This is a genomic window from Roseicyclus sp. (genome assembly GCF_018402035.1).
Taxonomy (GTDB): Bacteria; Pseudomonadota; Alphaproteobacteria; order Rhodobacterales; family Rhodobacteraceae; genus Roseicyclus.
Map to the genome: position 1 here is coordinate 329,515 of NZ_JAGYJN010000003.1, position 26,801 is coordinate 356,315.

Consider the following 26,801-nt stretch of genomic DNA (forward strand, 5'->3'; position numbering starts at 1 on the left):
CCCACCGACAATCCGCGCCACCCCAGAGGGATTGATCGCAGAACGGCTTTTTCGAATTCGGAATTCCCGCCCAATCCTAGCCGATCTTGCCACGATTCTGTCCGACCTGCCCGCGATGCAACAGCATGTGGTCGAGCAGAACACAGGCCATCATCGCCTCGCCCACGGGGACCGCGCGGATGCCCACGCAAGGATCGTGGCGGCCTTTGGTGACGATCTCAGCCGGATCGCCCGATTTGGTGATGGTCTGGCGCGGCGTCAGGATGGATGAGGTTGGTTTGACCGCGAACCGCACCACGACATCTTGGCCTGTGGATATCCCACCAAGAATGCCGCCCGCGTGGTTCGAGCGATAGATTGGCCCATCCGCACCCATGCTGATCTCATCGGCATTGGCGCTGCCGGTCAGGGCCGCCGCGGCCATGCCATCGCCGATTTCAACACCCTTGACCGCGTTGATCGACATCATCGCGGATGCCAAATCGCTGTCGAGCTTGCCATAGATCGGCGCGCCAAGCCCAGCGGGCACGCCGCGCGCCACAACCTCGATCACCGCGCCCACGCTGTCGCCGGATTTGCGCAAGCCATCAAGGTAATCGGCCCAATCGGCGGCGGCTTGCGGATCGGGTGTCCAAAACGGGTTTTCCTCGATCTGGTCCCAGTCGAAACGCGCGCGGTCAATGCCGTGCGGCCCCATCTGCACCATATAGCCTGTGATGCTCAGCCCCGGCACCATCTGCGCCAGTGCGGCGCGCGCCACACCACCTGCGGCCACGCGCGCCGCCGTTTCGCGCGCGCTGGACCGCCCACCGCCGCGCGGATCGCGGATGCCATATTTTTGCCAATAGGTGATATCGGCATGACCCGGACGAAATTTCTCGGCAATCTCGCTGTAATCCTTGGACCGCTGGTCGGTATTGCGGATCATCAGTTGGATCGGCGTTCCGGTCGATTGCCCTTCATAGACACCCGAGAGGATCTCCACCTCATCGGGTTCGCGGCGCTGGGTGGTGTATTTGTTCTGCCCCGGTTTGCGCCGGTCCAGCCAATGCTGGATCGCCTCGGCCACGACTGGCACGCCCGGCGGGCAGCCATCGACCGTCGCACCCAGTGCTGGCCCGTGGCTTTCGCCCCAGGTCGTGACACGGAACATGTGGCCGAAACTGTTGAGGCTCATCGCGCGATCATCCCTTGCTGCCGTGTCAAAGGGCGTAACGGCAAGCGAAGAAAATGCCAAGCCGCTTGCACCTGTCCATGGCCAAGACTAGATGTTGTCACACCTCGGGGTGGCCTGTTTGGCCTGAGATGCGCGCGTTGCGTGAACCCGTTGAACCTGAACCGGTTAGGACCGGCGGAGGGAAGGTCTGCGGGTCATGACGACATGACCGACCTCACTTCGCCCGTCGCAATGGAGGAGTGAGAAATGAAACACACCATCATGGCTGCGGGACTGTCTGTTGTTGCGGGGGCGGCGTTCGCGCAATCCCCGGTGCTGACGGTCTACACCTATGACAGCTTCGTCTCTGATTGGGGCCCCGGCCCCGCGATTGAGGCGGCGTTCGAGGCGCAATGCGCCTGTGACCTGCAATTCGTGGGTGCAGGCGATGGCGCAGCACTTTTGGCGCGGTTGCGGCTGGAGGGCGACGCCACCGAGGCCGATATCGTGCTGGGCCTTGATACCAACCTGACGGCTGCCGCGCGCGAAACGGGGTTATTTGCCCCCCATGGCATTACGCCCACAGGCCTGACCCTGCCGGTTGCTTGGGATGACGCCGAATTCCTGCCCTTTGATTGGGGCTATTTCGCCTTTGTCCACCGCGCTGATCTGGCCAATGTGCCGACATCCTTTGGCGCCCTTGCGGCCTCGGATATCTCCATCGTGATCCAAGACCCCCGATCCTCGACCCCCGGCCTTGGGCTTTTGATGTGGGTGCAGGCCGCGCATGGCGACAATGCCGCCGCGATCTGGGAGGGGTTGTCAGACAATATCGTCACCGTCACCCCCGGCTGGTCCGAGGCCTATGGCCTGTTCCTGGAAGGCGAGGCCGATATGGTGCTGAGCTATACCACATCGCCCGCCTATCACCTGATCGCCGAAGAGGATGCAGGCTATGCCGCCGCCCACTTCGAGGAGGGGCATTATATGCAGATCGAGGTGGCCGGGATGCTTGCGGGCAGCGACCAGCCGGAACTTGCCACGGCTTTCTTGGAGTTCATGCTGCAGCCCGCCTTTCAAGAGGTGATCCCAACGACCAACTGGATGTATCCCGCAGCCCTTGACCCCGCAGCGCTCCCCGATGGGTTTGATACCTTGATCCAGCCCGAAACGGCATTGCTGGTGGCGCCGGATGACGCCCCCGCGATGCGGGATGCGGCCTTGGCGATATGGCAAGCCGCGCTCGCCCGCTGAGCGTGATCCAATGGGCGGGCGCGGCAAGTGTCGCGCTCGTCTTGCTTTGCGTGCTGGTGCCGCTGGGCGCGGTGATGGCGCGCGCCGATTGGCCCCCCGCGCTCGGCCCCGGCGATCTGGCCGCGATCCGCTTTACGCTCTGGCAAGCCGCGCTGTCGGCACTGTTCAGCGTGGCGCTGGCCATCCCCGTGGCGCGCGCGCTGGCGCGGCGGTCGTTCTCAGGGCGCGGTGCGCTTGTCACCTTGATGGGCGCGCCGTTTCTTTTGCCGGTCATCGTCGCGGTGCTGGGCCTTTTGGCGGTGTTCGGTCGCGCCGGATGGTTGAATGACGCGCTGGCGGGGATCGGGCTGGGGCGGGTCGACATTTACGGGCTACAGGGCGTTGTGCAGGCGCATGTGTTCCTGAACCTGCCCTTGGCGGTGCGTCTCATCTTGCAGGGCTGGCAGGTGATACCCGCCGAACGGATGCGGCTTGCCACATCGCTGGGGTTTTCCGCCCGCGACATGCGCCGCCATTTCGAGCGCCCGCTTTTGCGCGCGGTGCTGCCGGGGGCGGGGCTGTTGATCTTTTTGATCTGCACCACGAGCTTTGCGGTGGCGCTGATCCTTGGCGGCGGGCCGCGCGCCACCACGGTCGAACTTGCGATCTACCAAGCCTTTCGCTTCGATTTCGACCTTGGGCGCGCGGCGCTTTTGGGGCTGATCCAAGTCGCGATCTGCGTGACAGCGGGCGCGCTGGCCTTCGGCGCGATCCGCCGCCAAGAGGTGGGCGCGGGCCTTGACCGGCCAGCATTGCCTTGGCCCGGTGACAGCGCATGGGCGCGTCTGTTTGATGTGGCCGCGATCATAGCCGCAGCCCTTTTCTTGCTTTTGCCGATGCTGGCCGTAGCGCTCAAGGGGTTGCCCGCGCTGCCCAGCTTGCCGCCACAGGTTTGGGCGGCGGCGCTGCGGTCTATCCTTTTGGCGCTGGCCTCGACCGCGCTGGCGGTGGCACTGGCCCTGCCCATCGCGCTTTTGACCGCGCGGCTGGCCCGGCCCGGGCTGGTCGAGATGCTGGCCTTTCTAACAATCGCGGTCTCGCCTTTAGTGATCGGAACAGGGCTTTTCATCGTGATCAGGTCCATCGCCAATCCGGTGGCGCTGGCCTTGCCCATCACGGGGCTGGTCAATGCGCTGGTGGCGCTGCCCTTTATCCTGCGCGCGCTGGTGCCTGCGGCGATCATGGCCGAGGCGACGCAGGGCCGCTTGGCCGATGCGCTGGGCATGCGCGGCTTGGCGCGGCTCCGCCATGCGATCTTGCCGCGTCTCGCGCGCCCCTTGGGCTTTGGCGCGGGGTTGGCGGCGGCGTTCTCGATGGGCGATCTTGGCGTGATCGCGCTGTTCTCCATGCCGGGGCAGGGCACGCTTCCGCTTGAGATGTACCGGCTGATGGGGGCCTATCGCACCGATGACGCGCAAGGGGCGGCGCTGCTGCTCATGGTGCTGACGCTTGGGCTGTTTTGGTTGTTTGACCGTGGGGGACGGCTGGATGCTGCAACTCGATAATCTGGCGCTGACACAAGATGGCTTTACGCTATCGCTCTCGGCAGTGGTCGATCGGGCAACGCGGGTCGCGGTTCTTGGCCCATCGGGAAGTGGCAAGAGCACGCTTTTGTCACTGATCGCGGGCTTTTTGCAGCCCGACCTTGGACGCATCTTGTGGGATGGTGCCGATATCACCGAGGCGCTCGTCGCCGCGCGGCCGATGTCGATCCTGTTTCAGGACGGCAATCTGTTTCCGCATCTGAGTGTCTTCGACAATGTGTCGCTCGGGCTCCGCCCCGATCTGCGCCTATCGCCCGATCAGCGCGACCGCGTGGCCCAAAGCCTCACCGATGTGGGCTTGGGCGATATGGGCGACAGGCGGCCCGCCACGCTGTCGGGTGGGCAACAGGCGCGGGTGGGTCTGGCGCGGATGCTGCTGCGTGACCGGCCATTGGCGTTATTGGATGAACCCTTTGCGGCCCTTGATCCCGGTCTGCGGGCCGAGATGCTGGCGCTGCTCAAATCTATGTCTGAGCGGCGCGGGCTGACGCTTCTCATGGCCTGTCATGACCTGCGCGATGCCGAGCGGTTGTGCGACCGGCTTTGGCTCTTGGAAGATGGCAAATTGGTGTTGGATACGCCGATGGCGGGCTTGCGCGATGCGCCCGATCCTATCTTGCAGCCATGGCTGTGACGGCGCACCATCATCGGCGCAAACGAAAAACGCGCCCCGTGGGGCGCGTTTTGTCTTAGCGATAGGCCAAGATTACTCGGCCGGGTAGCCTTTGGCGCGTGCCTTGACCGGTGCCCAAAGCCGCTTGTTGCTCAGATAGAGCAGCACGGCCAACAAGCTCAGCATCAACACGGCGGTAAAGCCCATCTGCTTGCGTGCCATCAGCTTGGGCTCTGCTGTCCATGTCAGGAAAGACGCCACATCAAGCGCCATCTGTTCAACAGTCGCCTCGGTGCCATCGCCGTATTCCACGGCACCATCCCACAGCGGCGGGGACATGGCGAAATAGCCGCCATAGGTCTCGTTGCCGTAAAGGATTGCGCCGAACTCTTCCTTCTCGGACCCGGTGTAATGGGTCAAAAGCGAGGCGACATATTCCGAACCGCCCATGCCCTTGAACAGCGGGTTCAGCGCAAGGCCGTAGGGCCCGGTGAAGCCGGCCCGCGCCTTGGTCATCAGGCTGAGGTCAGGGGCATTTTCCATCGACGATTGCGGAAAATGGTCGTTTGGTGTGGCCGCGCGCCAGTCTTGCAGTTCTGCATCATACACTTCGATGTAGTTCTGCTCGATATAGGCGCGTACCTCTTCTTCGCTCAAGCCCGGGCCACCCTCATCTGAGAGGGTGCGCAGCGGCACGTAGCGCAGCCCGTGACAGGCGGCGCAGACTTGGGTGTAGACCTGCAGACCGCGCTGAAGCTGGGTCTGGTCAAAGCGGCCAAATGGCCCCTCATGCGGGAAGGCGTAGTTTTCCACATAGCGTTCGCCACCCGCTGCGAAGGCAACGCCAGACGACAGGGCCAGCACTGCCGCCATGGCCGTGTTGATGATAAGTTTCCTGAGCATACTCAGTGTCCTCTCTCTCACTCGGCCGGGGTGGGGGCAGTCGCGCCGCCCTGCCCGCCGGTTTTGCCGTAGTGCGCGTTAAAGTCTTCCTCGATGGTCGCGGGCTGGGCCAGCGGCTTTTCGATCACGCCCAACAGCGGCAAGATCACGAGGAAATAGGCGAACCAATAGGCCGAACCGACCAGGGCGATATACGGGTAGATGCCTTCGGCGGGCATTGCCCCGGCCCACATCAGAACAAAGAAGTTCACGATGAAGATCCAGAACCACCACTTGAACATTGGGCGATAGCGGCCCGAGCGCACCGATGATGTGTCAAGCCACGGTGCCAGCGCCATTACGACGATCGCACCGAACATCGCCAGAACGCCGAAGAACTTGGCGTCAACGATGCCCGCGGTCAGGAAATCGACCAAGATCACCAGCCAAACCTCACCGTCGAAGGCGCGCAAGATCGCGTAGAAGGGCAGGAAATACCACTCCGGCACGATGAATGCGGGTGTCACCAGCGGGTTCGCCTCGATGTAGTTATCGGGGTGGCCGAGGAAGTTCGGCATGAAACCCACAATCGCAAAGAAGGCGGCCATGATCACGGCGAGCGCGAACAGATCCTTGATCACGAAATAGGGCCAGAAGGGGAGCGTGTCGGCTTCGGCGTCTTTCTTCGACGTCCGGCGTACTTCAACACCCGTGGGGTTATTGTTGCCGGTCGTGTGGAAAGCCCAAATATGCAAGATCACAAGGCCCAAGATCACGAAGGGCAGCAGGTAATGCAGCGACAAGAAGCGGTTGAGCGTTGCGTTATCGACCGCAGGTCCACCCAAAAGCCATGTCTGGATCGCATCGCCCACGAAGGGGATCGCGCCAAACAGGCCGGTGATCACGGTGGCACCCCAGAACGACATCTGACCCCAAGGCAGCACATAGCCCATGAAGGCCGTGCCCATCATCATCAGGTAGATGAGCATGCCGATGATCCACGTAATCTCGCGCGGGGCTTTGTACGAGCCGTAGTAAAGACCGCGGAAGATGTGCAGATACACGGCAATAAAGAACAGCGATGCGCCGTTTTGGTGAATATAACGGATCGCCCAGCCACCATTTACGTTGCGCATGATATGCTCGACGCTGGCAAAGGCCATGTCGACATGCGGTGTGTAGTGCATGACGAGGATGATGCCGGTCACGATCTGCATCACAAGGCAAACTGTCAGCACGATGCCCCAGATCCACATCCAGTTGAGGTTCTTGGGGGTCGGGATCATCAGCGTGTCATACATCAGCGACACGATGGGCAGACGCCGATGCAACCACTTTTCAGCGTTGCTTTTCGGCTCATAATGGTCGTGGGGAATTCCAGACATATCTATATCTCCCTCGTTCAGCCGAGCAGGATCGTGGTGTCATCCACGAACGATGCCATGGGGATGGGCAGGTTTTCGGGTGCGGGTCCGCGACGGATGCGGCCCGAGCTGTCGTAATGCGAACCGTGGCAGGGGCAGAACCACCCACCGAAATCGCCAGCGCCATCACCGATGGGAACGCAGCCCAGATGGGTGCAAACGCCGATCTGAACCAGCCATTCGCCGGTATTCTCGCCCGAATAATCCGGCATGGACCGGTTTTCATCGGCGGCCTCGATCGGGCCGATGTTGGGGTTGCGGGCGTCGCGGTCGACCAGATCGGCCAGATCGACGGCGCGCGCGGCTTCGATCTCGTCGGCGGTGCGGCGGCGGATAAACACCGGCTTGCCCAAGAAAAGCACCGTCAACTGCGTGCCTTCGGACACGCCAGAGACATCAACACGCATCTGGCTGGCCGCTTGCACATCCGCCGATGGGTTCATCTGGTTGACCAGCGGCCAAACAGCGGCACCGACGGTGACGGCACCAACGCCGGCCGTTGCGTAGTATAGAAAATCGCGGCGATCACCGCTTTGGTCTTCGGCGTGTGACACGGTTTCGCGTCTCCCCTTGCTTTCGGTCCGTGGGTTGCCGGACCTTCAAACCCCGAAAGGACGAAGGGAATCTTCCCCACGCCCGGCTGGCACGCTGTCTATGGGTTAAGGTTATAGGCGTCCAGCGGACAAACGCGCGCATCTACGCCGAAATGTCGCAGCTTTACCAGCATTTTCCGGCCAAAAGGGCAAAGGGCGCAACCCACGCGGTAGGGTGCGCGCCACACTGCCCGCAGGCCGGGTGCTGCACGCTAGAGTTGGCGGCGCATCACGCGGTGCAAGATACCCGATCCATCGTCATATTCTGGCCCTTCGGCGATGAAGCCCAAGCCTTCGTAAAAGGGGATGACGTAAAGCTGCGCCTCAAGCAGCGCATGGGTGAAACCCGCCGCGCGGGCGGAAGCCATCACATGTTCCATGATCGCGCGGCCCAGCCCCGTGCCGCGCGCCGGTGCCATGACCGCGACGCGGCCGATCTTGGCGGTGTCACCCTGCGCGATCAGCCGCGCACAGCCCATGGGGCCGCTGTCGTCCTCAGCCAAGAAATGGGTGCAGGTCTTGTCGGCCTCATCCCATTCCTCGGCCTCGGGGATGTTTTGCTCGTCGATGAACACGGCGCGCCGCACGGCAAAGCACGCCGCGCGTGCTGTTTCGTCCTCGGCTTTCGCTATTCTCATCCGGGCTGGGTCGCCTGCATCGCGGGGCGGTTGGCGAAGGCGGCATACCATGCGGCAAGCCCGTCGCGCCCATTGCGCCAGCCGCGATCATCATGGCGGAAATCAAGATAGCCCAGCGCGCTGCCCACCGCGATCTGGCCCATATCAAGCGGCCCGTTCAAATGGCTGAGCCAAAGCCCCTCCAGCGCATCGAGCGCGCGGGCGATCTTGGTCCACTGCCCATCCATCCATTGTGCGAACTGGATCTCGGGCGCGCGAAAGCGCCTTTCATAGGTCAGGCTGACGGCCGCATCCATAATGCCATCGGCGGTCGCCTCAATCGTCAGCACATCCCAAAGCCGCGCCTCGGGGTAGAACCCTGCACCGTAGGTGGCATCAAGATAGCGGGTGATCACGCGGCTGTCGTAAAGCGTTGGCGCATCGGGACGGATCAGTGCCGGGATTTTGCCCAAAGGGTTGGCCGTGTTTAGCCTATCCTCGCCGCCCAGCGGTGACGCGGCCACCTGCACCAGCGGGACATCGACAATCCCCGCCTCGGCGATCATCACGCAAACTTTGCGCACAAAGGGGGAGGCGGGCGAACCCAAGAGTTCCATGCTCATGCGATTTTCCTTATGCGCAGCCGCGCCAGCGCGGATAGGTCAATCTCCATGCCCGGGCCATTCGGCCCAAGGCGAATGTTGCGGCACCAACGCGCGGTGCCATTCAACTGCCCCGGCGCATGACCGATGGCTGCGCCCTCGGGCGTCTGGTCAAGCGCGTCTTCGGTGGCGGGATCAAGCCGCCTTGGCCGGGCGCGGGTTGCCGCAGCATAGGCAAGGGCCGCGACCGCGCCGTAACGCAACACGAGGCCTGCAATCGGGACGAGTGATAGAGCCAAGCTGCGACCTCCCTTGCGGCTGGAATTCCGCTTAAAGATAGGGGAAGGGCGTGTCGCTGTCCATCGCGGGCGGGCCATCGACCATCAGCCGCGACAGCGTTTCGACCTCATGCCCGATCTGCGAGGCGCGGACCTGTGCGGCGGCCCCAAGCCGTGCGCCTTCGGTCTTGTTCTGGTTTAGCTTCCATGTGCCCGCGACGCTTTCGAGCGTGAAGCGAAAGGGCAAGATCCCCCGCATCATCCGCTCCAGCGTCTCATCAGGCATCTTGTCGACGGTCCACGGCTTTTTCGGTGCCAAGCGATCCTCGAAATGGGCGGAAACGCGGTCGAGATGACGGCGCATATCGCCTGCATCGGCGGGCATCAGCTGCCCACGCAGATGCACGGCGACATAATTCCATGTCGGCACCTGCGCCGGGTCGCCATACCAATCGGGCGAGATATAGCCATCTGGACCCATCACCGCGATCACCACAGGGGTCGGCCCAAGGACCGCGCGCGCGATGGGGTTCGAACGCACCAGATGCAATTCGCCCCCCGTGGCATCGTCATTCAGCCAGAACGGCACATGCGCCAGCATCGGCCCCTGATCGCCGTTGACGCAGAGCGTGCCAAAACCGCGCGTTCGCGCAAAGGCGATGTTCAGCGCCTCGGCCTCGCCGCGAAAGGCTGGGTTGGGATGCATCGGTTATCCCCTTGTTCACGCCGTCAGGCGCGCGCCTGCATGCCCGGTGATCTGGGCGGTGATGATCGCACCCTCGGGCTGATCGGTGCTGAAATCAACTTCGGTGAATTGCTCGGTCCGGCCCATGCGCGGGTTTTCCATCAAGATGTGATGGGTCTTGCCCTGTTGCGTGGCAAGGTGCGCCGCCACGGCGGCGGCCCCTGCATCGCGCAGCCGCGCGGCGCGGTCCTTGATCGCGGCACCCGCGACTTGCGGCATCCGCGCGGCGGGGGTGCCGGGCCGGGGCGAATAGGGAAAGACATGCAGCCATGTCAGTCCGCAGTCTTCGACCAGCTTGAGGGAATTTTCAAAGGCGGCTTCCGTCTCGGTCGGGAAGCCCGCGATGATATCGGCCCCAAAGACCATATCGGGGCGCAGGCGGCGCGCCTCTTCGCAGAAACGGATCGCATCGTCGCGCAAATGGCGGCGCTTCATCCGCTTGAGGATCAGATCATCGCCATGCTGCAAAGACAGGTGCAGATGCGGCATCAAACGCGGCTCGGTCGCAATCGCCGCCATCAGGTTCTCGTCGGCCTCGATGGAGTCGATGGAGGAAATCCGCAGCCGCGCCAGATCCGGCACCAGCCGCAAGATGCGCATCACCAGATCGCCCAAGCGCGGCGCACCGGGCAGGTCGGCACCCCAGCTTGTCAGATCAACGCCGGTCAGCACCACCTCGTTGTAGCCGCGTTCGACCAGCCGCTTGATCTGATCGACCACGACACCGGCAGGCACGGACCGCGAATTGCCGCGACCAAAGGGGATGATGCAAAAGGTGCAGCGGTGATCACAGCCGTTTTGCACCTGCACATAGGCGCGCGCACGGGTGCCGAAGCCGTCGATTAGATGGCCCGCCGTTTCCGTAACCGACATGATGTCATCGACCTGCACCCGCTCTGTCTCGCCCACAAAATCGGCGGCCATGCTGGCCCATGTTCCGGCCTGCATTTTCTCGGTATTGCCGATCACCCGGTCGACCTCGGGCATGGCGGCGAAGGTCTCGGGTTCGGTCTGGGCGGCGCAACCGGTGACGATTAGCGTGGCGTCGGGGTTCTGGCGGCGCAGGCGGCGGATGTCTTGGCGCGCCTTGCGCACCGCCTCGGCCGTCACGGCGCAGGTGTTGACGATCACCAGATCCGACAGCCCCGCCGCTGTTGTCATCTCGCGCATCGCCTCGGTCTCATAGGCGTTGAGGCGGCAGCCCAGCGTGTGGAAAACGGGCGGCTTGGTGCTCATCGCACCGCTGCCAGCCATTCGGGCGTCAGCACGCCGGAAAACACCGTGGCCGTGGGGCCGGTCATCCAGACACCGTCATCGCGCCAATCGATCCAGATATCGCCGCCATCAAGCGTGATCTTGACCTTGCGCCCCGTCAGCCCCCGCCGAACTGCGGCCACCGCCACGGCGCAAGAGGATGAGCCAGAGGCCAGCGTGACGCCAGCGCCGCGTTCCCAGACCCGCATGCGCAGATGGTCGGGTGCCAACAGATGGGCAAACTGTACATTGGTGCGCGCGGGGAAAAGCGGATGATGTTCCATCTGCGCGCCCATCTTGGCCAGATCGACCGCGCAGGCATCAGCGACGAAAAAGCTGCAATGCGGGTTGCCCATGCCGGTGGCGACCGGATCGCCCGCGATGGGCAGGTGCAGTGTATCCATCGCATGGGCGAGCGGGATATCGGCCCAATCTGTCATCGGTTGGCCCATGTTCACGGATGTCAGCCCACCGCCTGCATCGAAGGCGTGCAAAATCCCCCGCTCGGTGCGCAGGCGAAGCGCAGCGATCCCGCGCCGGTCCATCTCGTGGCGGGCAATGCAGCGCGTGGCGTTGCCGCAAGCCGCCGAGAGCGAGCCATCAGCATTCCAAAAGGTCAGCCTGAGATCGGCCTCGGCATCCTCTTCGATCACCGCCAACTGGTCGAAGCCCACACCGCGGTGACGGTCAGCCAGCGTGCGCGCAAGTGCCGCCGTCACGGGCATCGCCGTGACGCGCGCATCGATCACCACGAAATCATTGCCAAGCCCATGCATCTTGAGAAAGGGCAGGCCGGAGAGGGGCGTGTTATCCATCATCCGCGCCATATACGCCGGGTGCGCAAACATGGAAATCCCCCGCCCCGGTTTTTGGCTTGACGAGTCTTCGGCCCGTCCGTAGGTAGGCGCCCCTGAGTGGGCCCGTAGCTCAGTTGGTAGAGCAGTTGACTTTTAATCAATTGGTCACAGGTTCGAATCCTGTCGGGCTCACCAGTTTTCCCATATTTTTCAAGGCCTTATGATGCACGACCTTGCTGGTTTGTGCATAACGAAAAGTTATAAACAGTTATAAACTTGGATCACTGTGAATCGGCGAAGGATCGACCCAAGAACTGGGAGGTCACGTAGATGCGGCGCTCCCCAAAAAGTCCCTTTTTCAGTTCTGGATCGATTGAACTGTAGCCGTACATAGCACCAGCGATCTGTCCTGTGATGGCGCCTGTGGTATCAGCGTCATCGCCCAGGTTCACAGCAAGCAGAACTGCGTTCTCGAACGAATTCGTGTTTTCGATGCACCAAAGGGCGGCTCGCAGGCTGTCGAGCACATATCCACCTGATGGGATGAGAGCATCATCAACTCCTGCTAGGGGTGCTGCGACTGCTGACATTAACGTATCACTCCAGCCGAGCGCTAAGCTGTCTTCTTTGGCCGACCCGTAAGCCGCTCCACGTAAAATCTTGTAGATCAGTGCAGCCGTAAACCTACAGCACTCTTCAGCTATGGGGGAAGCATGGGTTGTGTGAGACTGCTCAACGGCAAAATCTATCGCTGTTTCGAGATGATGTGATGCAAAACACACTGCAGGTGAGAGGCGCATGAGCGAACCGTTACCGTCATTTTTCGCCCCGAAAGGTTCAGCCATTAAGCGCCCCGTGCGCCGATAGTCGCCCAGGGCTCGAAGGGTGTTTTGCCCTATTCCTACTGTGACGCCTGTGCTTGTATTGTCACCATGCTCAGCCCAGTTGCAAAAACGCTGAAGTAGATCGGCAGGGTCGAAGCCGCCATTTGCAATAAGGCTATCTGCCAAACAAAGTGCCATTGCTGTGTCATCAGTCCATGCTCCGGCTGGAAGGTTGAACCGACCTCCCGCCTGGTAGCCCTGCACGAAGGGAAACTGGCCCCTTGGTGTAAACTCTACTGGCGCACCCAACGCATCGCCAACCGCAAGCCCCACAACACTTCCCGCTATTCGATCATGCAGAGAGCTTGACTGCGCCTCCCAGAACAATCTTGGGCGTGTCATCTGCTCGTAGCTGTCACCAGCCAAGTTGATCACCTGCTCATGGAACCACTGAGCAAGATCCCAACTGTGCAAGATCCTAAGGCTGTTCATGACCCTCGTGATGCGCAGGTGGTTGTGGTTGTAAGACGACCGCCAATGGTTGTTGTCCCTCAAAAACTGCAGGAACCTGACCGTCATCCGTTCCAGGAAATCAATACTTTCTCCATCTTCGGCCAGCCAAATTGCTGTTCCGAGATCGAGAAGGGGGGCGCTGAAGTTGTTGTATGATTTCTCAGGGGTGGGAAAAGCCCATTGGATGAACCCATGATGTCGCTCAAAGTCAGCGTCGGTCAGGGTCAACAGATCGGCCCGACGATGCCCACTGGCCAACAGCATGCGTCCCTGATGGAAGTCCATCAACTTAATGGCCGGTTTGTGCGGCCACCTTGGTTCGTCATGTGAGACCGTCATGGGGGCTCCAGTTCGTTAGCTTCTCAAGTTACCACCTTAACGCAACAATGAAAAACCTGTTTAGAAAGCCATGATCACACCCAGTGCTTCCGCAAGAAACATGTTGGATGCTCACAAGAGAAATGAAATTTCCAACGCAACGAGCAACATTGTGAGAAAAAATGCATACCTTTTATCCATATTCATACAAAAAAAGAAATAGAGATTTAACAGAAAAACATCTTGCCGCTGCAGCATGCTTGGGCGCTACAAACGCCGAGCGCAGGAGTGCAGTATTTAAATTGCAAGAACTTGCAGAACAAGGTCGACATGATGCATGGATAGTTATTCACGAAATACTACACATCCACTGCATAGAAAATAGCAAGGCTTCAACAGTTTCGGATGAGTTCTATTCGGTATCCGTACTCAGCATCTTTCAAGGTCTGCACAAATCTGCAAAAAGCGGGAATACACAAGCACAGGGCTGGCTTGGCATACAGTACAGAAGTGGGATATACGGCATTGCAAATAATGCCGCCGCCGAAAAATGGCTTCGCACTGCGGCTCTCAATGGTTGCTTGGCCTCGCAGTATAATCTTGCAGCTTTTCTAATGACACATCCAAAAAGCGACCGAGCCAAGACTGAAGCAACAGTAATTTATCTCTCCCTTCTGAATCTTTTCAAAAAGAAAAGATCTATGCGTCCTATCTTTGAGCCACAACATCTAAAAGAACTTGAAAGATTAATAAAAAATTATTAAGTCATCCTTGATTTGATCTATAAAATTCATCCGTAATGATAATTGGATTGAATTCACATGTTTTCGCTAAATGATTATAGGATTCTCGAAAGCCTAAAAGTGAAAACCAGAAAAATACTTCGTTATTATCGTTTGCCACTAACTCGAGCTTCTCGCCCCTAAGGATTTGAAGTAGAAAATCAATTTCAGAATCTGTAGGAAAATAATTTTCATCCTCATAGAATAGCGTTAAAGTGTTGTTGTTACTCCGAGCGTATGCAGGTTCTCCACAGCAACTTCCAACATTAAATGAAATCTCAGGAATTTGAACACCATAGAAGAACGTCACAAACATCAAATGCTGTTCCGAACTGGTATCAACCCCTGGTTCTTGAAAAGCTTCAGAAGCAGCCCAGCAAGCCACCTCATCCTCAAACACTGACCAGTCCTCGAAGGAAGTTGTAGCTATAGCATCTTGGGATACAGATGGTTGGGTAGAGCAGAGCGTTATGACGCAACCAATAACTGAAGACATACGCAAACTTTGGGTAAATAATGCATTTTTTGTGACATGAAGATACGAAGTGATTTTGCTAATCATCTATTCCCCCAAACTTTATGCTTGCCAATAATTATTAGAACACCTCAGCAGCTGAAAAGCGCTAGTATCTTAGGCCAGAGGTGCTAAGCGCCTTGACAGCGTTTCTTGCTTCAACATGGCCCTGCTGAGCTGCTTTATTCAGCCAATTCGAGGCCTTTCTCAGATTCCGAAAGGTTGAATAGGTGTAGTATAAACTTCCAGCCTTGTACTGTGCCACTATATCACCATTTCTAGCTGCACATTCAATCTCCCTGAACTGCAAAGCTTTTGGCTTTGAGCTATTGCTTAGATCTGAATTCAGCGTCGCTGAAAACTTCTCGCAACCATTAAAGAATTTCTGTGCTCGAACCTCTGCGTCTGTTGACGGATCTATTTCCCCAGTCGCCTCGTTTAGCGACATAGTGGCATTTATGAATCCTTCATCACCATTAAGAAAGGCTACCGCAAGCCAGAAGTTAGCTTCTTCCAAATGGTTATGGCCAAGAAAGCCCACTGCGATCAATTTCCCTAAATCGGCTTGTGCTTTTACGCAATTCTGCAATGCGGCTATCCTAAACCAATGTGCCGCCGCATGAAAATTTTTAGGTCCATAAGTGCCTATAACGTAATCGCATCCTAAGATATATTGTGCGCATGCTTCACCTTGCTCTGCGGCTGCGGTGTACCAATGTAGTGATTTGGTTAAATTCTTTTTAACAAGGTCCCCACGTCCGTATAATGATGCTAGATAATGTTGAGCGCTAGCATTACCATTCTCTGCCGCAATTAAATACCATTTTAAGCTCTCGTCCTTATTTTCGTCGGTGCCCAATCCAAATTCATACATAAACCCTAACTGCTGTTGGAGGATATCATCACCAGCTTCCGCACCTAATTTGCAGATCTCAAATGCGCAAAATACGTCGCCTTCATTCATTTTCTTGTGGAATTCTTGCTCGAAACTCATTCTTTCAGAAGCTTTCTAGATCGGTTTTGCCCTATATGGAAAATAATACTCGATGAACCGCTCCGAATAGTACGATACAAATCCAATGGTTTCGTCATTCAAGCTTTTTCAAGCTTGGCACTGGTGCTCTATAGCTACTTTGTGGCCACTCTTGGATCTGATCGCCTTCGAGAAAAATAGTTTGTTGAAAGCTATCATAAACCATGTGGTGGTTCTTTACATCCTCTAGAATGTAATCACCCCACATTTTTTGGTGTGGATTTATTGTATTTAACATTCTATAACCTCGGAGTAATCTCTCTTGATAAATTTGAAAGTCATCTGAGTAAGGATTTCTTCCATCAAGATGAGCCGTACTTTTGTGCCAGTCATAATCTTTGGCAAACATAAGGTACTCAATTACTTCCTTAAGCAGACCAGCGCTATCAATAATTCTAATTTGATTTTGAAAAACCTTGTTCTTTAAAAAGTCAGGATTATCCCATCCAGCGAGGATCATGGGCAAAGGCAGTTTTTCATACTGAACTTTCTCGCCTTGGTGCCGCTTTGTTGCCTGCTCCTCTATAAGAAGTTCTTCAAAGTATTGATAAAACTTGTTCCATGCTGGCGGCTTGAGGCATACCTTTTTGCCGCTGACAATGTCATACAGCAGTGCCCTTTGGCGGTCTGTCATGCTTGGTCTAAAAGGAGTCATTTTATATCGTCAAAATACACATAACCGCAATGAAGATTTTGCATCTCCTCATAATTAGATATTTTTAGTTCTCGGCGATGTGTATTTTCCACGTTAGGGCCTTTCTGTTAAGCCTTTAACTAATGAGTAATTTGCCGTTAGAGCTTTTGGGAAATTATAGCACGCTTCGTCAATGAGAGTCTCTTGGTTGTTCGCAATCCCACTTATAAACATCTCGATAATATCCTTTCTAACTTTCGTCTCTGAAAAATTATACTTTCCTGCCAATTCAGATATCCCTTCTTGAGATGTTGCAAATAACAAAAAGGCTTCAACCCCCAATTTTTTCACATGTTGATTTATCATGTATTCAAATCGTCTTACGTCATCTTCTTTTGGAAAGACTCCAGAGGCCTCACCAATAGTTAAGGTTAAAATCTCAAACTTAAGTATCTCGTAAAAATACTTTACCTTAAAGTGCGCTCGGGAAGTTTCGCACAACTTTTGCTGGGAAATTTTTCGATCTATGTGCAATTTTGCCAACGGCATAAAGAAACTATCACCATGCTCAGTGAGGGTCGCTATATATGCGATTAACATGTTATCATCGCAATCATAGGAAAAGAATTTTAGTGCACATGCTTCCGCTTTGATTTCGAATGCAATTGAAAGGAGCTTGCGTCCCTGATTTGCTCGACTTGACTGGTGAAATTTTCCTTCAATTGCCTTTTCTAAGTCGCTTGTGACCAAGCCCGGAAGGTCGACATCTGGAAACAATACAGTGTAAAATGGCTTTTTCTTCTCGACATTTGATATTACACTTGTCGCAACATTTCGTATTTCAGCTATGAACTTCAAGTACGGCAACGGCCGATTCATAAGTTTGTTTAGGATATCCCCGAGAGTTACCCGCATTTTTGTCTTTCAAAATCCAACAGTTTGCAGTGGTCGACTCACCATTGCGTTTGGATAGTATTGTATTCTGAACAATGTGTCGATTGTTGTTGCCAACAAAGGATCAGTTAATGATTTGAACGCATAACGCTAGACGGCTATTCATGTAAGCCTACGCCAAGACTATAGCCAACCAGAGGGCTCAAATCCAGCATGTCAGACGAGATCGACCTTGAGGGCCTAGACACCTACCTGATGTCAGATGACAGCCCTGAAAATTGCATGATGCTGTCTGATCTGGATGGCTTCCTACATGGGATTGTCTGTTCCCCAGTGGAAATCCCCAAACAGGAGTGGCTACGCAAGGCGATGGGTGGTCCCTTTAATAAGGTTCCCCCTGCGATCCTTGAGACCATCACTGACATCTATGACAACATCGTCGATGGCTTGGCCCTAGAGGAGCCTGAGGTTGAACCGATCTTCTGGGAAGCCAAGGAAGGCCATGTGATTGCTATGGACTGGTGTGAAGGGTTCATGGATGCAGTGGCACTCAGGCCCAAGGAGTGGCTGAGGCTGACTGAGAGTGGCACCTCAGGCCATCTGATGACCCCAATCCTTTGCCACCTGATTGATGAGAACGGGAACTCTGTGATGGGTATCAGGAGGGAAGACCTGTTTGATGCTTTGGGTCAGGCTGCTGAGGATATTCCCACCGCTGTGGTTGGGATACATCAGTTCTGGAAATTGCCCTAACCGACAGTAGGAAGACCGTCTGAGCCATAACGTCCTGCGCCCAAGAATTGCCTTGAAAAAGATCAAGGACCGCCACAATCTCAGTGTAGTCTACAAGCGGGGATAAGAGGGTATGAAAAACTTCCTCACAACTGCAATGATAACCGCTGCGCTCGCCTCGCCATTAAAAGGGGAGGAAGAAGATCTTGTAACTGTTGAGCAGTTTTTTAACACATGCGCAATTATAAATACTGATCTTACCGAAGTGAGTGACTTTGATTTTGGCATGTGCATTGGAATTGTTAAAGCGATCGACCAAATAGGATTAATGAATTGCAATAGTAAGAGGAATTACGGACACGAAATTCCCATCTATTTAACTGCTGATACCGATAAGGTATCGTATGGCGCATTACTGCAAGCTATGACGAATTGGGCTGCCGAAAAGCCAGAGCTATGGGGCCAAGAAGTTGCTTACCTTATTCTTGCTGTGGCTGAAAAATTTCCATGCGATATCGATTGAAATCGTGAAACACTTCCCATCACAATCAAACCGCTAATTCCTATTCATCATCTTTTCTAAAAGCTTTATCAAACGAGTTAGCTGGCGGCTTATGGTCTTCTTTGTGGGGCGTCATGACCATGATAGCCCATGAAATAAGGAAGCCGAATGGAATAATCCAACCCAATGCAACAGCAATCACATACCAAAAAAAGAGATGCGCAATTTTTCTGGAATTCAGAAAGAGTAATGCAGCCAATGTGCAAGTAGCCAAACTGAATATCATTCAAACCTCATAATTTAAAGCCGCAAACTGTGAAATTTGTTGCCTCAATATAATTGGCTTTCCTCACGGATACAGCTTTTCTTTAATAATTGAAATCACGACATAAGCAGATAATGAGTAAATGAGCATAACGAAAAATTCAGCAGCCACTAAGCTTTCATAGGTCAAATTTAAGGCGGAAGCTTTCTCTATAGTTCGATCAGCGTGCTGTATGTAGCTATCATCACATTCGACATAGCCATCGTAATCAGTTCTACACCCATCATCCATTCGATACCAAAAATAGAATGCGATAAAATGCTGGACTGCCATTATTCCCAGTAGAGCAGATGTCACGTGTTGGTATGGCTTTACTGCAGTTTTGGACGCAACATAGTATATTATCAATGCATATATCCCAAACTCCCACCAGTTAGGGTTACTAATTTTTTGATTAAGCGCCAACAATAAACCTCCACCTTTAGGATACCAGATCATAGATATTATCATAAAGTATATGAAAATCAATGGCGATATTTTTGCGAAGGTAATTGATAGGTCATTATCGACCGTGAGAGATTTCCCCAGTTTGTCGAACTCTTGGGTGCCAATAATGAAAGGCATGATAAATATACCAGTCAGAAAGGCCAACAAAACCATCTGTAACGGAAGAGATAAACTAGAGTGTTCGACCAAGAGAGGACTTGGAAGTACAAAAATATTTAGCATACACCAAACTACGCAGAGCGTCGCTAAACTGTATTTTTTCATATTTACCATTGAGCTAATCTGCCCTAACAATGTCTGTGTTTCACCTAGTGAGTAATATCCAGTTCTTGTCAGCAGCCATTTGCCAGCCTGTCCCTTAGCCATGACTGATTTTGTATCATAAAATTTACCATATTACACGTCCAAAGTACGCTTAAAAGTAAAAGTTTTTTTATTGGTGCCGACGATAAACTTTTACGGCCCCCAATGCACCTACTACATTTACATTTCCACTCAATCCCACAAGAGGTGCTGCTCCCATCCGTTACCTGATCTTCAAGTTTCACACCGAGTATAGGCATTACCTCGACAACCTTTGCTCACTAAACCAGATCAACAATCTTCTTCCTCGCTTCGCTGTCCCCGTCAATGTATCGCTGGGTGACCGCCAACGACGAGTGACCCGCCAGCATCTGAACGTTACGAAGCGAACAACCTACCGTGCTGTTCTTTCGGACAGCATTTGTGATGAACTCCCGGCGTCCGCTGTGCGATAAACAGCCAAGTAGCCCCGGATCAGCATAGCTGTATTCTTCCTTTGTTCTCGATGGCTGCACATCATCCGTGATGCATCCTAAGTGTCGTACTCTTCTTTAGTTTCTGCCTTCGGAAAAGCTGCAACTACACGTTCACGGCACAGCTCATCAAATTCGGGATAAAACTTCGATTTTGCCTTGAAGAATGCCAATGCTGGCTCAAGTTGCCCGTCGAAATTCATTTCCAGGACATCAATTAATGACCATGCTGAATGAAAGAATTCCGTCATTTCCCTTAAGGTCATGGGCTCATCGGTGGTAACCTCTGTGGGAAAGTTAAGGGTATCGCCGCCATATTCATCAACCACTCTAAACTTGATTATCCCATTTTCCTTTTTCGCAAACAGGCATGTGACATCACCGGTTGTTGACGCAATTTCAATCCGTGCAACCTCGACTTCGCCTTCATCCATATCGGGTAGATAGTTGCCACCCATAAACATTGGATGTATTGCTTCGAGGCTCTGAATTGAGTTGGCAGTAATTCCAACCTCATCGAGGAGTTCTTTTATTTCTTCGATGCGACCTTCGCTTAAGAGTAGTTCTAGTCGCTCACGTATGGCCGCATTTTTGACTTTCTCAACTAGGTAAGTAACCATCGGCTGGGGAGAAAAATATGTCTTGGGTCTTTGTTCCAAGTCTATCTCGCTCATTTCTTCCTCGCTATTGAAAATTCAAATCCAGATAGCTGTGTACTAAACGTCATCGCATATTCTAGTTGCAAGCCGAGCTTGCCAGCAACACTTTCGTCGGTTAGCCAAAATGTACCTCATGATAATGGAATTGGGAATTGTTATGTAATGCACAAACTCTAACATTTTTGCATTAAATATTTAATTTCAATGGATTAGGGCTGGCTGTCTTTCCGGTGGGAACAGAAAATGTGTGACTTTAAGCTGTTGTACAGCTGAACCACACATGAGGCCCGAAGACGATGAAACAAGCCAAGCTCCTCACCCCCGCAGAGTACAAGCGCCTCGCTGCTGTTGTCGACAGCCTGCGCCACAGCACACGCAACCATACTGCTGTGGCGCTGAGCTTCTATGCTGGCCTGCGGGCATGTGAAATTGCTGCACTGCGCATTGGCGATGTGTTTGATGCGCAGGGTCAGCCCAAAGACACGATTCATTTGAGTGCGGCGCAGACCAAAGGCAGTGAGAGTTGCACTGTGCTGGTCAACAAGCGCTTGAGGCAGCAACTGGCCCGCTATGCAGCACAGTATCCAAAGCATGTGCTTAAACCCACAGCGCCTCTGCTGTTTAGCGCAAAGGGCGGCGGCTTTAGCGCACAGACAGTGGTCAACCTGTTTCAGCGTCTCTACCGCTTTGCAGCGATCGATGGTGCAAGCAGCCACAGCGGACACAGGCAGTTTGTGACCGAGCTGGCGGACAAGGGCATTAACGCTCGCATCGTCCAAGCTCTCGCACGTCACAAGCACCTCAGCACCACACAGCGTTATATCGATATAAATGACAATAAATTGCGAGCAGCGATTGAGCTGCTCAATTGATGCAAAATACCTAGGCCCAAAAACCTTAAGCTCCTATCTCATTAAAAAATAAACGAAAATAAGGCGAATTTATCGGATATCTTGAACAAGCCTATAAGCATCAGTATAGGCTTGAATTGCTTTACTATTGGCATTGAATGTTGTTTGAGTTTTAATCAATTCAGTCAGTTGAGACATAAGGTCTACATTAGACCGCTCTAAAGCTCCTTGAACCACGCTCCCGCCCGCAACATCTGATATCGATCCGATGTCAGCAGTAGGAAACTGGCTACCCATAACAAAGTATCCGCTTCTTATATATTTGAAATTTTCTGTGCTGATAGGATTTGTGAATGCCAATGTGCCAATATCGATTTCACCTTGATTGCCATCAATGTTACTGACAACAGAAATTTCTCCTCGGGTGTTTATATTAATACTATCGAAGTGGTCTATGGTCGTTTCTTGACCAAGATAAGTCACATCGTTCAAGTTCATTGCGATCGTGGATGTCACTCCTGCTTCTTCAGCGGGAGAGAATTCAACGTTAAGCTCAAGAGGTCCAACTTCAAAACCTTCAATCCTTGCATTCTGCTGTGCAAAGATTTGGGAGCCAATTTTCGATAGTATCGAAGGATCCAGAGACATTGGAACGTCTTGATCGACCATTACTTCTTGGAGTTCTGAAACGATCCTGGTTTCCTGCTTGATGACGGTTATTACTTCCTCAACAGGTCGGGTAACGTTCTGCGCTTCCCAAACCTTCACGATCTTTTCAACATCTTGGAATTCGAAATCTCGTTCTTGATAGGTCAGGTTTGAAATGCTTGATATGGCGCCTGCAACAGTTCCACCAGTTGCATCCCATGTGCCACCAACAAAAACAAGATCATAGAGACCATCTTCCGGCACCGGAAAACTAAAATTACCGCTCTTAACGTCACTACTACTTTTTCCCGTTTCGTTCACGGCAATCGTATATTCGCCGGTGTTCGTGTTCCTTAAATAAGCTAGAACGTCATAGGAGTCATCGCTTCCTCTAGTGTTCCAATCAAATTGAACAGTCGTGCCGCCTTGAAGAAAAATTGGGTCATTCGAGTGAAAATACGGTCCACGTGTCGTCTGATATCTATCTGCACGGACATTCTCAGTTCTGAGAGTAACCATGCTGCCATCAGTTGCGATACTTGTTAAAAAATCCCCGCTCTCGCTACCTTCGTCGTTTGCATATCTTTCGCTTATCGCATAATCACTATACGTTCCGCTTTCTATGTTTCCATAAGTTGTATCTGGAGGGCTGGGATGCCCATTGATAAGCTTCTTTTCAGTGTAGAAGCGCTCATTGACCACAGTCCACGCATTTGAGTTGAAATCGGCAATCTTTGTTGAAAAGGTGTCCAAGTACACTTTCTCATTTGTAATTTCAACCTTGTCCACTTCAACTAATTCAGAGGTTGTAACCTGCTTAATGACGATTTCCTGTGTCTCTACATCAAACGTTCTTTCAACATCTACCATTTGTAGAGTTTTTACGGTGGTTTTGATTACCGGATCACCAAAGGTAACTTCGATAGCATTGGCCTTATTTTTCTTGATTTCGCCAACTTTAATTGCCGATACCGGTTCAGAGCTTTCGTTAAGTGGTACAAAGAATACCCCCCCATCGTTCAAGAATACTTCACCCGGGAGTAGCTGTGTATTCTGCTCCTCATTCCAATCAAGTTGAACGGTTTCATCTTCAACTGAGAATGTAAGCTTTGCCTGGTTTATTGGGTCCGTGATATTCTCGCCTGGGACAGAATTTGAGGCAGCTGAAAAATCCGCAACTATGTTTGAAAAAGTGGTTGTTGGTAGCCTGATTGGCTGGAGATCTGTATCAAGTACGTTGTAGTTCTCAGCAGTGACAAGATACCCGTCTAGGTCAATATTAAAGCTTCCACTGCGTGTGAAGTAGTTGTTGTAGCGAGGTGTGTTGTCCGTAAGGCTTTCGTCCTTCGCTGCGGTGACGAAAAATGCACTACCGGATACGGCAAGGTCGGTCGCCGATCCAGTTGTTGCGATGGAGCCATTTGTGAAACTTTTGGTTATTGCACCCGCTACCACACCACTGCCAGTCTGCGAATTCGGAGATCCGAGCGGGGTGCTACCGACAATGTCGGTGAAGGTAATGTTTCTACTTTTGAATGCGGTGGTGCCAACGTTTGCAATGTTATCGCTGACCACTGAGATGGACTTTTGGGCGGCATACGCACCAGAAAGAGACAGTGTGAGAGACATGATGGGCTCCAATACAGACGTGCGCCCTCCGCAAAGTTTATGCCATCCCAGTGAGGCCTTCGTTGTTTTGAGCGGAAGTTGGCGTTAAATATCTGATTTAAATCGAAAAAATTCACCTTCCCACCGTGAGAGGTTGCGTGCGACCCGAAGCGGACGGATGTGCCGTGGGACCACCGCATAATCAAATTCACAGGTTGCGTGTGAGCGAAGGGTAGCAAGGACGTATCAGCGTTGAGACCAGCGAAGCGCTTTGCGGCCGCAAGCATTTTTTGATATTTTGAGCTGCGATTGAGCTGCTCAATTGATTTGCAAAATTACTTACCTTATGAAGGTGATCCGTGAACGGAGGATATCATGGATCTTAACTCGCTTGATTTGAAAGAACTCAAGAAACTTGAAGCTGAAGTACGTAATCGCATTGCGACATACGAAGACCGCAAAATTGCTGAAGCTCGTGCCGTGCTTGAAGCAAAAGCAAAAGAGCTTGGCTTTTCACTGTCGGCTCTTGTCGATGGTGGCAAGAAGGGTGGCAAAGCAGTGTCAAGCGTTGCACCCAAGTACGCTCATCCTGAAAACCCCAGCATGACTTGGTCTGGTCGTGGCCGTAAGCCCAAGTGGGTTGAGGCAGCACTTGCAGCAGGCAAGAGCCTCGACGATCTTGCGATCTGAAGCTATTTTCTTTGATTATTAAGAACAGCGCTTCCTCAGGGAGGCGCTGTTTTGTTTCAAGAAGTGCAGGAACAAGTTGAGAAAGAAGCTTCCGTTGCAGAAGCACATGCAGTCTATCACCGACGGACAAAATACAGGTTCAAAAAATAGTAAAAGTCTGCTGGGGGTGTGAAGGAGAAACATTTACTATAGTAGCCGATGCTCCTGCTGACGTCACAGTTCGATGCGATCCACAAAGAGCGTGCTGACCCCAGCCGTTACCCGGTCATCGGCTTTGATACCGAGTACCAGCAACTACCACAGTTGCGATTTTTCTCTGTATACCCGTAAAGATTGGGCCTTTCTCTTATAAATAGCTATATCTTAAACTAGCCGTTTGTTTCCCCATGCCCAAACCCCAAGACATAAAAACTTACTACCTCGAGCACCGGGTCCCAAACCCTGTGAACATCACGCTTACCCAAAAGCAGTGTGTGGATGGCGAATGGCTTGATGATCTCCGGTCTGAGCAGAACTTCCGTCACTTTGCCAACAAGCTGAACTCCAGGGCCCTTGGGGCAAGGTTCAAACGCTTCGGCAAAAGGTTGGCTATGCTTGTTGTCCGTGAGCACGATGCTACCCACCGTCATCACCTACACTGCATCATAGAGCGCCCAGAACATCTCTCTGAGCCCCTGTTCTTTTTGCTCATAAAGAGCTGCTGGACCTCAACAAGGTTTGGTTACAACCAGATCCATTTTGAACAACCAACAACAGCTGAGCGTGAGCTTGGCTGGGTTGATTATTGCCTTAAGCGTCGTACTAAGACGTTGTATTCTGATAGTATTGATTGGTCGAATTCTACCTGCTTCGAGCTTCGTTGAGTATAAACTCCTTAGCAGCCCTAACGATACAGCTTAAACAAAATGACTTGGTCTAGCTAAGCGCCTGACCTTTAATTCTTAATATTGCTTAAAGCCCGATAAGTCGCTTTGAGCCTCAATATCACCTAAGGTCACTTAAGATCCATTAAGCAACCAAATACTAATCAATTATAATTCAAGAAGAGGAAAATTCCATGAACCATCAATTAATGAACTTTAATATCCCTTATGAACTCAAGGCAATTCTAGACGAGATATCGAAGCGCAAGCATGTTTCAAGAACGTCTATTCTGAATAGCCTGATCGCCACTCACTGCCCACAGGAGCTGAGCCAACTAAGACGCTTATCTGAGGAACTCAGCCAATGATCTCCACGTTCTCGACCCCAAACAGCAAGTACGAGCTCTCTAGGGAAATCCTGAAGCTAAAGAATCCAAAGATTGAGACCCATGAAATCTTAGAGCCAAAAGACCTAATAGCGCTTGATAGACGCCTGAAAGCGTTAAGCCGAGCAGGCCAGTTATCCATTGTGATCATAAGGAGCTGAGGATGATCAGGTTCAAAAGCTTTATAAGTGAAGGTCGCTATCCAGCCTGGACCAAGGCTGTCACGGTAGGTCTGGTGCTGAGGGTTCGCAATCTGGCAGCTGCCATCGAGCGTGAACGTGACCCCGCAAAGCAGAACAAGCTGATTGGCCAACAAAACAAGCTGTTGGCGTACCTTGACGGACTTGGGATCGCTGTGAACTCGGATGACCCAAGGCTGATGACCAGTGTCAGGTCAAAGCTGAGGTGACCGATGGAGCGCTTTTACTTGCAAAATTAAGAAGCCGTGGCAAGCTGATGCGATCCCATGGGGTTGAACATGGCCTACACGAACGAACAGATCAATCAAGCTGTCGCAATGATGCATTCGACTGGTCGAGTTCGAAACTTCATCCGAAATGCTCAAAGGCGAAACGATGCTTATGCCGTTGAAGCGGGTCATAAACGGATTCAAGAAATCTTAGCTGTCGAACGTGCTGGCGATTCTGTCTTTTTCAACGAACTGATGCGGTACGTGGAAGCCTATGAGCAGGTCTTATCTGGCGATTCTGGAAAGAGAAGGCTTGCCCGCTACTGTCTGACGTCAGCACCTGTGGGTCTGATTTGAGGATTTGAACAACGGAGGATTTCTGGTTCATCTTATCGATTAGGAGATCGAGATGATGAAGAAACCTGAAACTTCGAAGGACGCGGCTGACAAGCTGGTCAAGAACATCCGCCGCAAGACTCGCCAGACGTATTCAGCGGAGGAAAAGATCCGCATTGTCCTGGCCGGTTTGCGTGGCGAGGAAAGCATTTCTGTGCTGTGCCGGCGCGAGGGTATTGCCGAAAGCCTGTATTACAGC

31 protein-coding genes, 1 tRNA gene and 1 riboswitch are annotated in these 26,801 nt (G+C 53.3%); of the genes, 13 read left to right on the forward strand and 19 right to left on the reverse strand.

From position 1 onward, the window contains the following. Nucleotides 1–76 precede the first annotated feature (76 nt). Complete coding sequence (gene aroC / locus KG698_RS07630; protein ID WP_213684962.1) at nucleotides 77–1,177, reverse strand: chorismate synthase; 1,101 nt, start codon at nucleotides 1,175–1,177, stop codon at nucleotides 77–79. 95 nt (nucleotides 1,178–1,272) lie between these two features. Next, nucleotides 1,273–1,377, forward strand: a riboswitch (TPP riboswitch). Nucleotides 1,378–1,423: 46 nt separating this feature from the next. Here aroC and thiB point away from each other — a divergent pair. Genes thiB through KG698_RS07645 form a run of 3 tightly spaced genes read left to right on the forward strand, consistent with a single transcriptional unit; the run spans nucleotide 1,424 to nucleotide 4,627 of the window. Beyond that, nucleotides 1,424–2,410 (forward strand): thiamine ABC transporter substrate binding subunit, encoded by a 987-nt coding sequence (gene thiB, locus KG698_RS07635; protein WP_213684963.1) that lies wholly within the window; start codon nucleotides 1,424–1,426, stop codon nucleotides 2,408–2,410. Continuing rightward, complete coding sequence (locus tag KG698_RS07640; protein ID WP_213684964.1) at nucleotides 2,386–3,954, forward strand: ABC transporter permease subunit; 1,569 nt, start codon at nucleotides 2,386–2,388, stop codon at nucleotides 3,952–3,954. Before thiB ends, KG698_RS07640 begins: the two co-directional genes overlap by 25 nt. Next, nucleotides 3,938–4,627: an ATP-binding cassette domain-containing protein gene (locus KG698_RS07645; RefSeq protein ID WP_213684965.1), complete on the forward strand. Its 690-nt coding sequence runs from the start codon at nucleotides 3,938–3,940 to the stop codon at nucleotides 4,625–4,627. Before KG698_RS07640 ends, KG698_RS07645 begins: the two co-directional genes overlap by 17 nt. Before the next feature lie 72 nt (nucleotides 4,628–4,699). Here KG698_RS07645 and KG698_RS07650 read toward each other — a convergent pair whose 3' ends face one another. From KG698_RS07650 to dapF, 9 genes are all read right to left on the reverse strand, one after another. Further along, nucleotides 4,700–5,509 carry a cytochrome c1 gene (locus KG698_RS07650; RefSeq protein WP_213684966.1) on the reverse strand — a complete coding sequence of 270 codons (810 nt, stop codon included), beginning with the start codon at nucleotides 5,507–5,509 and terminating at the stop codon, nucleotides 4,700–4,702. Between the two features lie 17 nt (nucleotides 5,510–5,526). Continuing rightward, nucleotides 5,527–6,873 (reverse strand): cytochrome b N-terminal domain-containing protein, encoded by a 1,347-nt coding sequence (locus KG698_RS07655; protein ID WP_213684967.1) that lies wholly within the window; start codon nucleotides 6,871–6,873, stop codon nucleotides 5,527–5,529. Between the two features lie 17 nt (nucleotides 6,874–6,890). Further along, complete coding sequence (petA, locus tag KG698_RS07660) at nucleotides 6,891–7,466, reverse strand: ubiquinol-cytochrome c reductase iron-sulfur subunit (RefSeq protein ID WP_213684968.1); 576 nt, start codon at nucleotides 7,464–7,466, stop codon at nucleotides 6,891–6,893. Between the two features lie 251 nt (nucleotides 7,467–7,717). Continuing rightward, entirely contained in the window at nucleotides 7,718–8,143 is a 426-nt protein-coding gene (locus tag KG698_RS07665) for a GNAT family N-acetyltransferase (protein ID WP_213684969.1), read from the reverse strand. Continuing rightward, a complete protein-coding gene (locus tag KG698_RS07670) occupies nucleotides 8,140–8,739 on the reverse strand; it encodes a glutathione S-transferase (RefSeq protein WP_213685015.1) in 600 nt (199 codons plus the stop codon). Before KG698_RS07670 ends, KG698_RS07665 begins: the two co-directional genes overlap by 4 nt. Nucleotides 8,740–8,741: 2 nt before the next feature. Next, on the reverse strand, nucleotides 8,742–9,023 hold the full coding sequence (locus tag KG698_RS07675) for a hypothetical protein (RefSeq protein WP_213684970.1): 282 nt from the start codon (nucleotides 9,021–9,023) through the stop codon (nucleotides 8,742–8,744). A gap of 31 nt (nucleotides 9,024–9,054) precedes the next feature. After that, nucleotides 9,055–9,708: an FMN-binding negative transcriptional regulator gene (locus KG698_RS07680; protein WP_213684971.1), complete on the reverse strand. Its 654-nt coding sequence runs from the start codon at nucleotides 9,706–9,708 to the stop codon at nucleotides 9,055–9,057. 15 nt (nucleotides 9,709–9,723) lie between these two features. Next, a complete protein-coding gene (gene mtaB / locus KG698_RS07685) occupies nucleotides 9,724–10,983 on the reverse strand; it encodes a tRNA (N(6)-L-threonylcarbamoyladenosine(37)-C(2))-methylthiotransferase MtaB (RefSeq protein WP_213684972.1) in 1,260 nt (419 codons plus the stop codon). Beyond that, entirely contained in the window at nucleotides 10,980–11,816 is an 837-nt protein-coding gene (dapF, locus tag KG698_RS07690; protein ID WP_300983197.1) for a diaminopimelate epimerase, read from the reverse strand. The genes mtaB and dapF overlap by 4 nt, the downstream gene beginning before the upstream one ends. 101 nt (nucleotides 11,817–11,917) lie before the next feature. Between dapF and KG698_RS07695 the strand changes: the two genes are divergently transcribed. Next, a tRNA-Lys gene (locus KG698_RS07695) sits at nucleotides 11,918–11,993 on the forward strand. A gap of 86 nt (nucleotides 11,994–12,079) precedes the next feature. On the opposite strand, the gene KG698_RS07700 is transcribed toward KG698_RS07695, so the two are convergent. Continuing rightward, nucleotides 12,080–13,474 (reverse strand): ADP-ribosylglycohydrolase family protein, encoded by a 1,395-nt coding sequence (locus KG698_RS07700; RefSeq protein WP_213684973.1) that lies wholly within the window; start codon nucleotides 13,472–13,474, stop codon nucleotides 12,080–12,082. A 161-nt stretch (nucleotides 13,475–13,635) separates the two neighbouring features. Here KG698_RS07700 and KG698_RS07705 point away from each other — a divergent pair, with 161 nt between their 5' ends. Continuing rightward, nucleotides 13,636–14,217 carry a hypothetical protein gene (locus KG698_RS07705; protein ID WP_213684974.1) on the forward strand — a complete coding sequence of 194 codons (582 nt, stop codon included), beginning with the start codon at nucleotides 13,636–13,638 and terminating at the stop codon, nucleotides 14,215–14,217. Nucleotide 14,218: 1 nt separating this feature from the next. Here the strand turns inward: KG698_RS07705 and KG698_RS07710 are convergent, their stop codons facing one another. The 4 genes from KG698_RS07710 to KG698_RS07725 form a co-directional block, all read right to left on the reverse strand. After that, a complete protein-coding gene (locus KG698_RS07710; protein WP_213684975.1) occupies nucleotides 14,219–14,797 on the reverse strand; it encodes a hypothetical protein in 579 nt (192 codons plus the stop codon). Between the two features lie 61 nt (nucleotides 14,798–14,858). Then, nucleotides 14,859–15,743 carry a tetratricopeptide repeat protein gene (locus tag KG698_RS07715; RefSeq protein ID WP_213684976.1) on the reverse strand — a complete coding sequence of 295 codons (885 nt, stop codon included), beginning with the start codon at nucleotides 15,741–15,743 and terminating at the stop codon, nucleotides 14,859–14,861. A gap of 94 nt (nucleotides 15,744–15,837) precedes the next feature. Further along, a complete protein-coding gene (locus tag KG698_RS07720) occupies nucleotides 15,838–16,416 on the reverse strand; it encodes a hypothetical protein (RefSeq protein WP_213684977.1) in 579 nt (192 codons plus the stop codon). A gap of 114 nt (nucleotides 16,417–16,530) precedes the next feature. Continuing rightward, nucleotides 16,531–17,274 carry a hypothetical protein gene (locus KG698_RS07725; RefSeq protein WP_213684978.1) on the reverse strand — a complete coding sequence of 248 codons (744 nt, stop codon included), beginning with the start codon at nucleotides 17,272–17,274 and terminating at the stop codon, nucleotides 16,531–16,533. 249 nt (nucleotides 17,275–17,523) lie between these two features. On the opposite strand from KG698_RS07725, the gene KG698_RS07730 reads away from it, so the two are divergent. Continuing rightward, nucleotides 17,524–18,063 (forward strand): YecA family protein, encoded by a 540-nt coding sequence (locus KG698_RS07730; protein WP_213684979.1) that lies wholly within the window; start codon nucleotides 17,524–17,526, stop codon nucleotides 18,061–18,063. A 112-nt stretch (nucleotides 18,064–18,175) separates the two neighbouring features. Next, a complete protein-coding gene (locus tag KG698_RS07735; protein ID WP_213684980.1) occupies nucleotides 18,176–18,565 on the forward strand; it encodes a hypothetical protein in 390 nt (129 codons plus the stop codon). 40 nt (nucleotides 18,566–18,605) lie between these two features. Here the strand turns inward: KG698_RS07735 and KG698_RS07740 are convergent, their stop codons facing one another. The 3 genes from KG698_RS07740 to KG698_RS07750 all read right to left on the reverse strand — a co-directional run bounded on the left by KG698_RS07740 (nucleotide 18,606) and on the right by KG698_RS07750 (nucleotide 20,766). Further along, a complete protein-coding gene (locus tag KG698_RS07740; RefSeq protein ID WP_213684981.1) occupies nucleotides 18,606–18,830 on the reverse strand; it encodes a hypothetical protein in 225 nt (74 codons plus the stop codon). 63 nt (nucleotides 18,831–18,893) lie between these two features. Then, nucleotides 18,894–19,682: a hypothetical protein gene (locus KG698_RS07745; RefSeq protein WP_213684982.1), complete on the reverse strand. Its 789-nt coding sequence runs from the start codon at nucleotides 19,680–19,682 to the stop codon at nucleotides 18,894–18,896. 469 nt (nucleotides 19,683–20,151) lie between these two features. Then, nucleotides 20,152–20,766, reverse strand: coding sequence for a hypothetical protein (locus KG698_RS07750; protein ID WP_213684983.1), 615 nt, complete (start codon nucleotides 20,764–20,766; stop codon nucleotides 20,152–20,154). A 281-nt stretch (nucleotides 20,767–21,047) separates the two neighbouring features. Between KG698_RS07750 and KG698_RS07755 the strand changes: the two genes are divergently transcribed. Further along, nucleotides 21,048–21,623 carry a site-specific integrase gene (locus KG698_RS07755; RefSeq protein WP_213684984.1) on the forward strand — a complete coding sequence of 192 codons (576 nt, stop codon included), beginning with the start codon at nucleotides 21,048–21,050 and terminating at the stop codon, nucleotides 21,621–21,623. Nucleotides 21,624–21,692: 69 nt separating this feature from the next. Here KG698_RS07755 and KG698_RS07760 read toward each other — a convergent pair whose 3' ends face one another. Next, on the reverse strand, nucleotides 21,693–23,879 hold the full coding sequence (locus tag KG698_RS07760) for a flagellar hook-basal body complex protein (protein WP_213684985.1): 2,187 nt from the start codon (nucleotides 23,877–23,879) through the stop codon (nucleotides 21,693–21,695). A gap of 354 nt (nucleotides 23,880–24,233) precedes the next feature. Between KG698_RS07760 and KG698_RS07765 the strand changes: the two genes are divergently transcribed. The 5 genes from KG698_RS07765 to KG698_RS07785 all read left to right on the forward strand — a co-directional run. Continuing rightward, entirely contained in the window at nucleotides 24,234–24,548 is a 315-nt protein-coding gene (locus KG698_RS07765; protein ID WP_213684986.1) for an H-NS histone family protein, read from the forward strand. Between the two features lie 443 nt (nucleotides 24,549–24,991). Next, a complete protein-coding gene (locus tag KG698_RS07770) occupies nucleotides 24,992–25,411 on the forward strand; it encodes a hypothetical protein (RefSeq protein WP_213684987.1) in 420 nt (139 codons plus the stop codon). Nucleotides 25,412–25,960: 549 nt separating this feature from the next. After that, nucleotides 25,961–26,206, forward strand: a complete 246-nt coding sequence (locus KG698_RS07775) for a hypothetical protein (RefSeq protein WP_213684988.1) — start codon at nucleotides 25,961–25,963, stop codon at nucleotides 26,204–26,206. Nucleotides 26,207–26,275: 69 nt separating this feature from the next. Next, nucleotides 26,276–26,563 (forward strand): hypothetical protein, encoded by a 288-nt coding sequence (locus tag KG698_RS07780; RefSeq protein WP_213684989.1) that lies wholly within the window; start codon nucleotides 26,276–26,278, stop codon nucleotides 26,561–26,563. 52 nt (nucleotides 26,564–26,615) lie between these two features. Then, nucleotides 26,616–26,801, forward strand: a 186-nt coding sequence (locus KG698_RS07785) for a transposase (RefSeq protein WP_213684990.1), incomplete at its 3' end; no start/stop codon positions are given.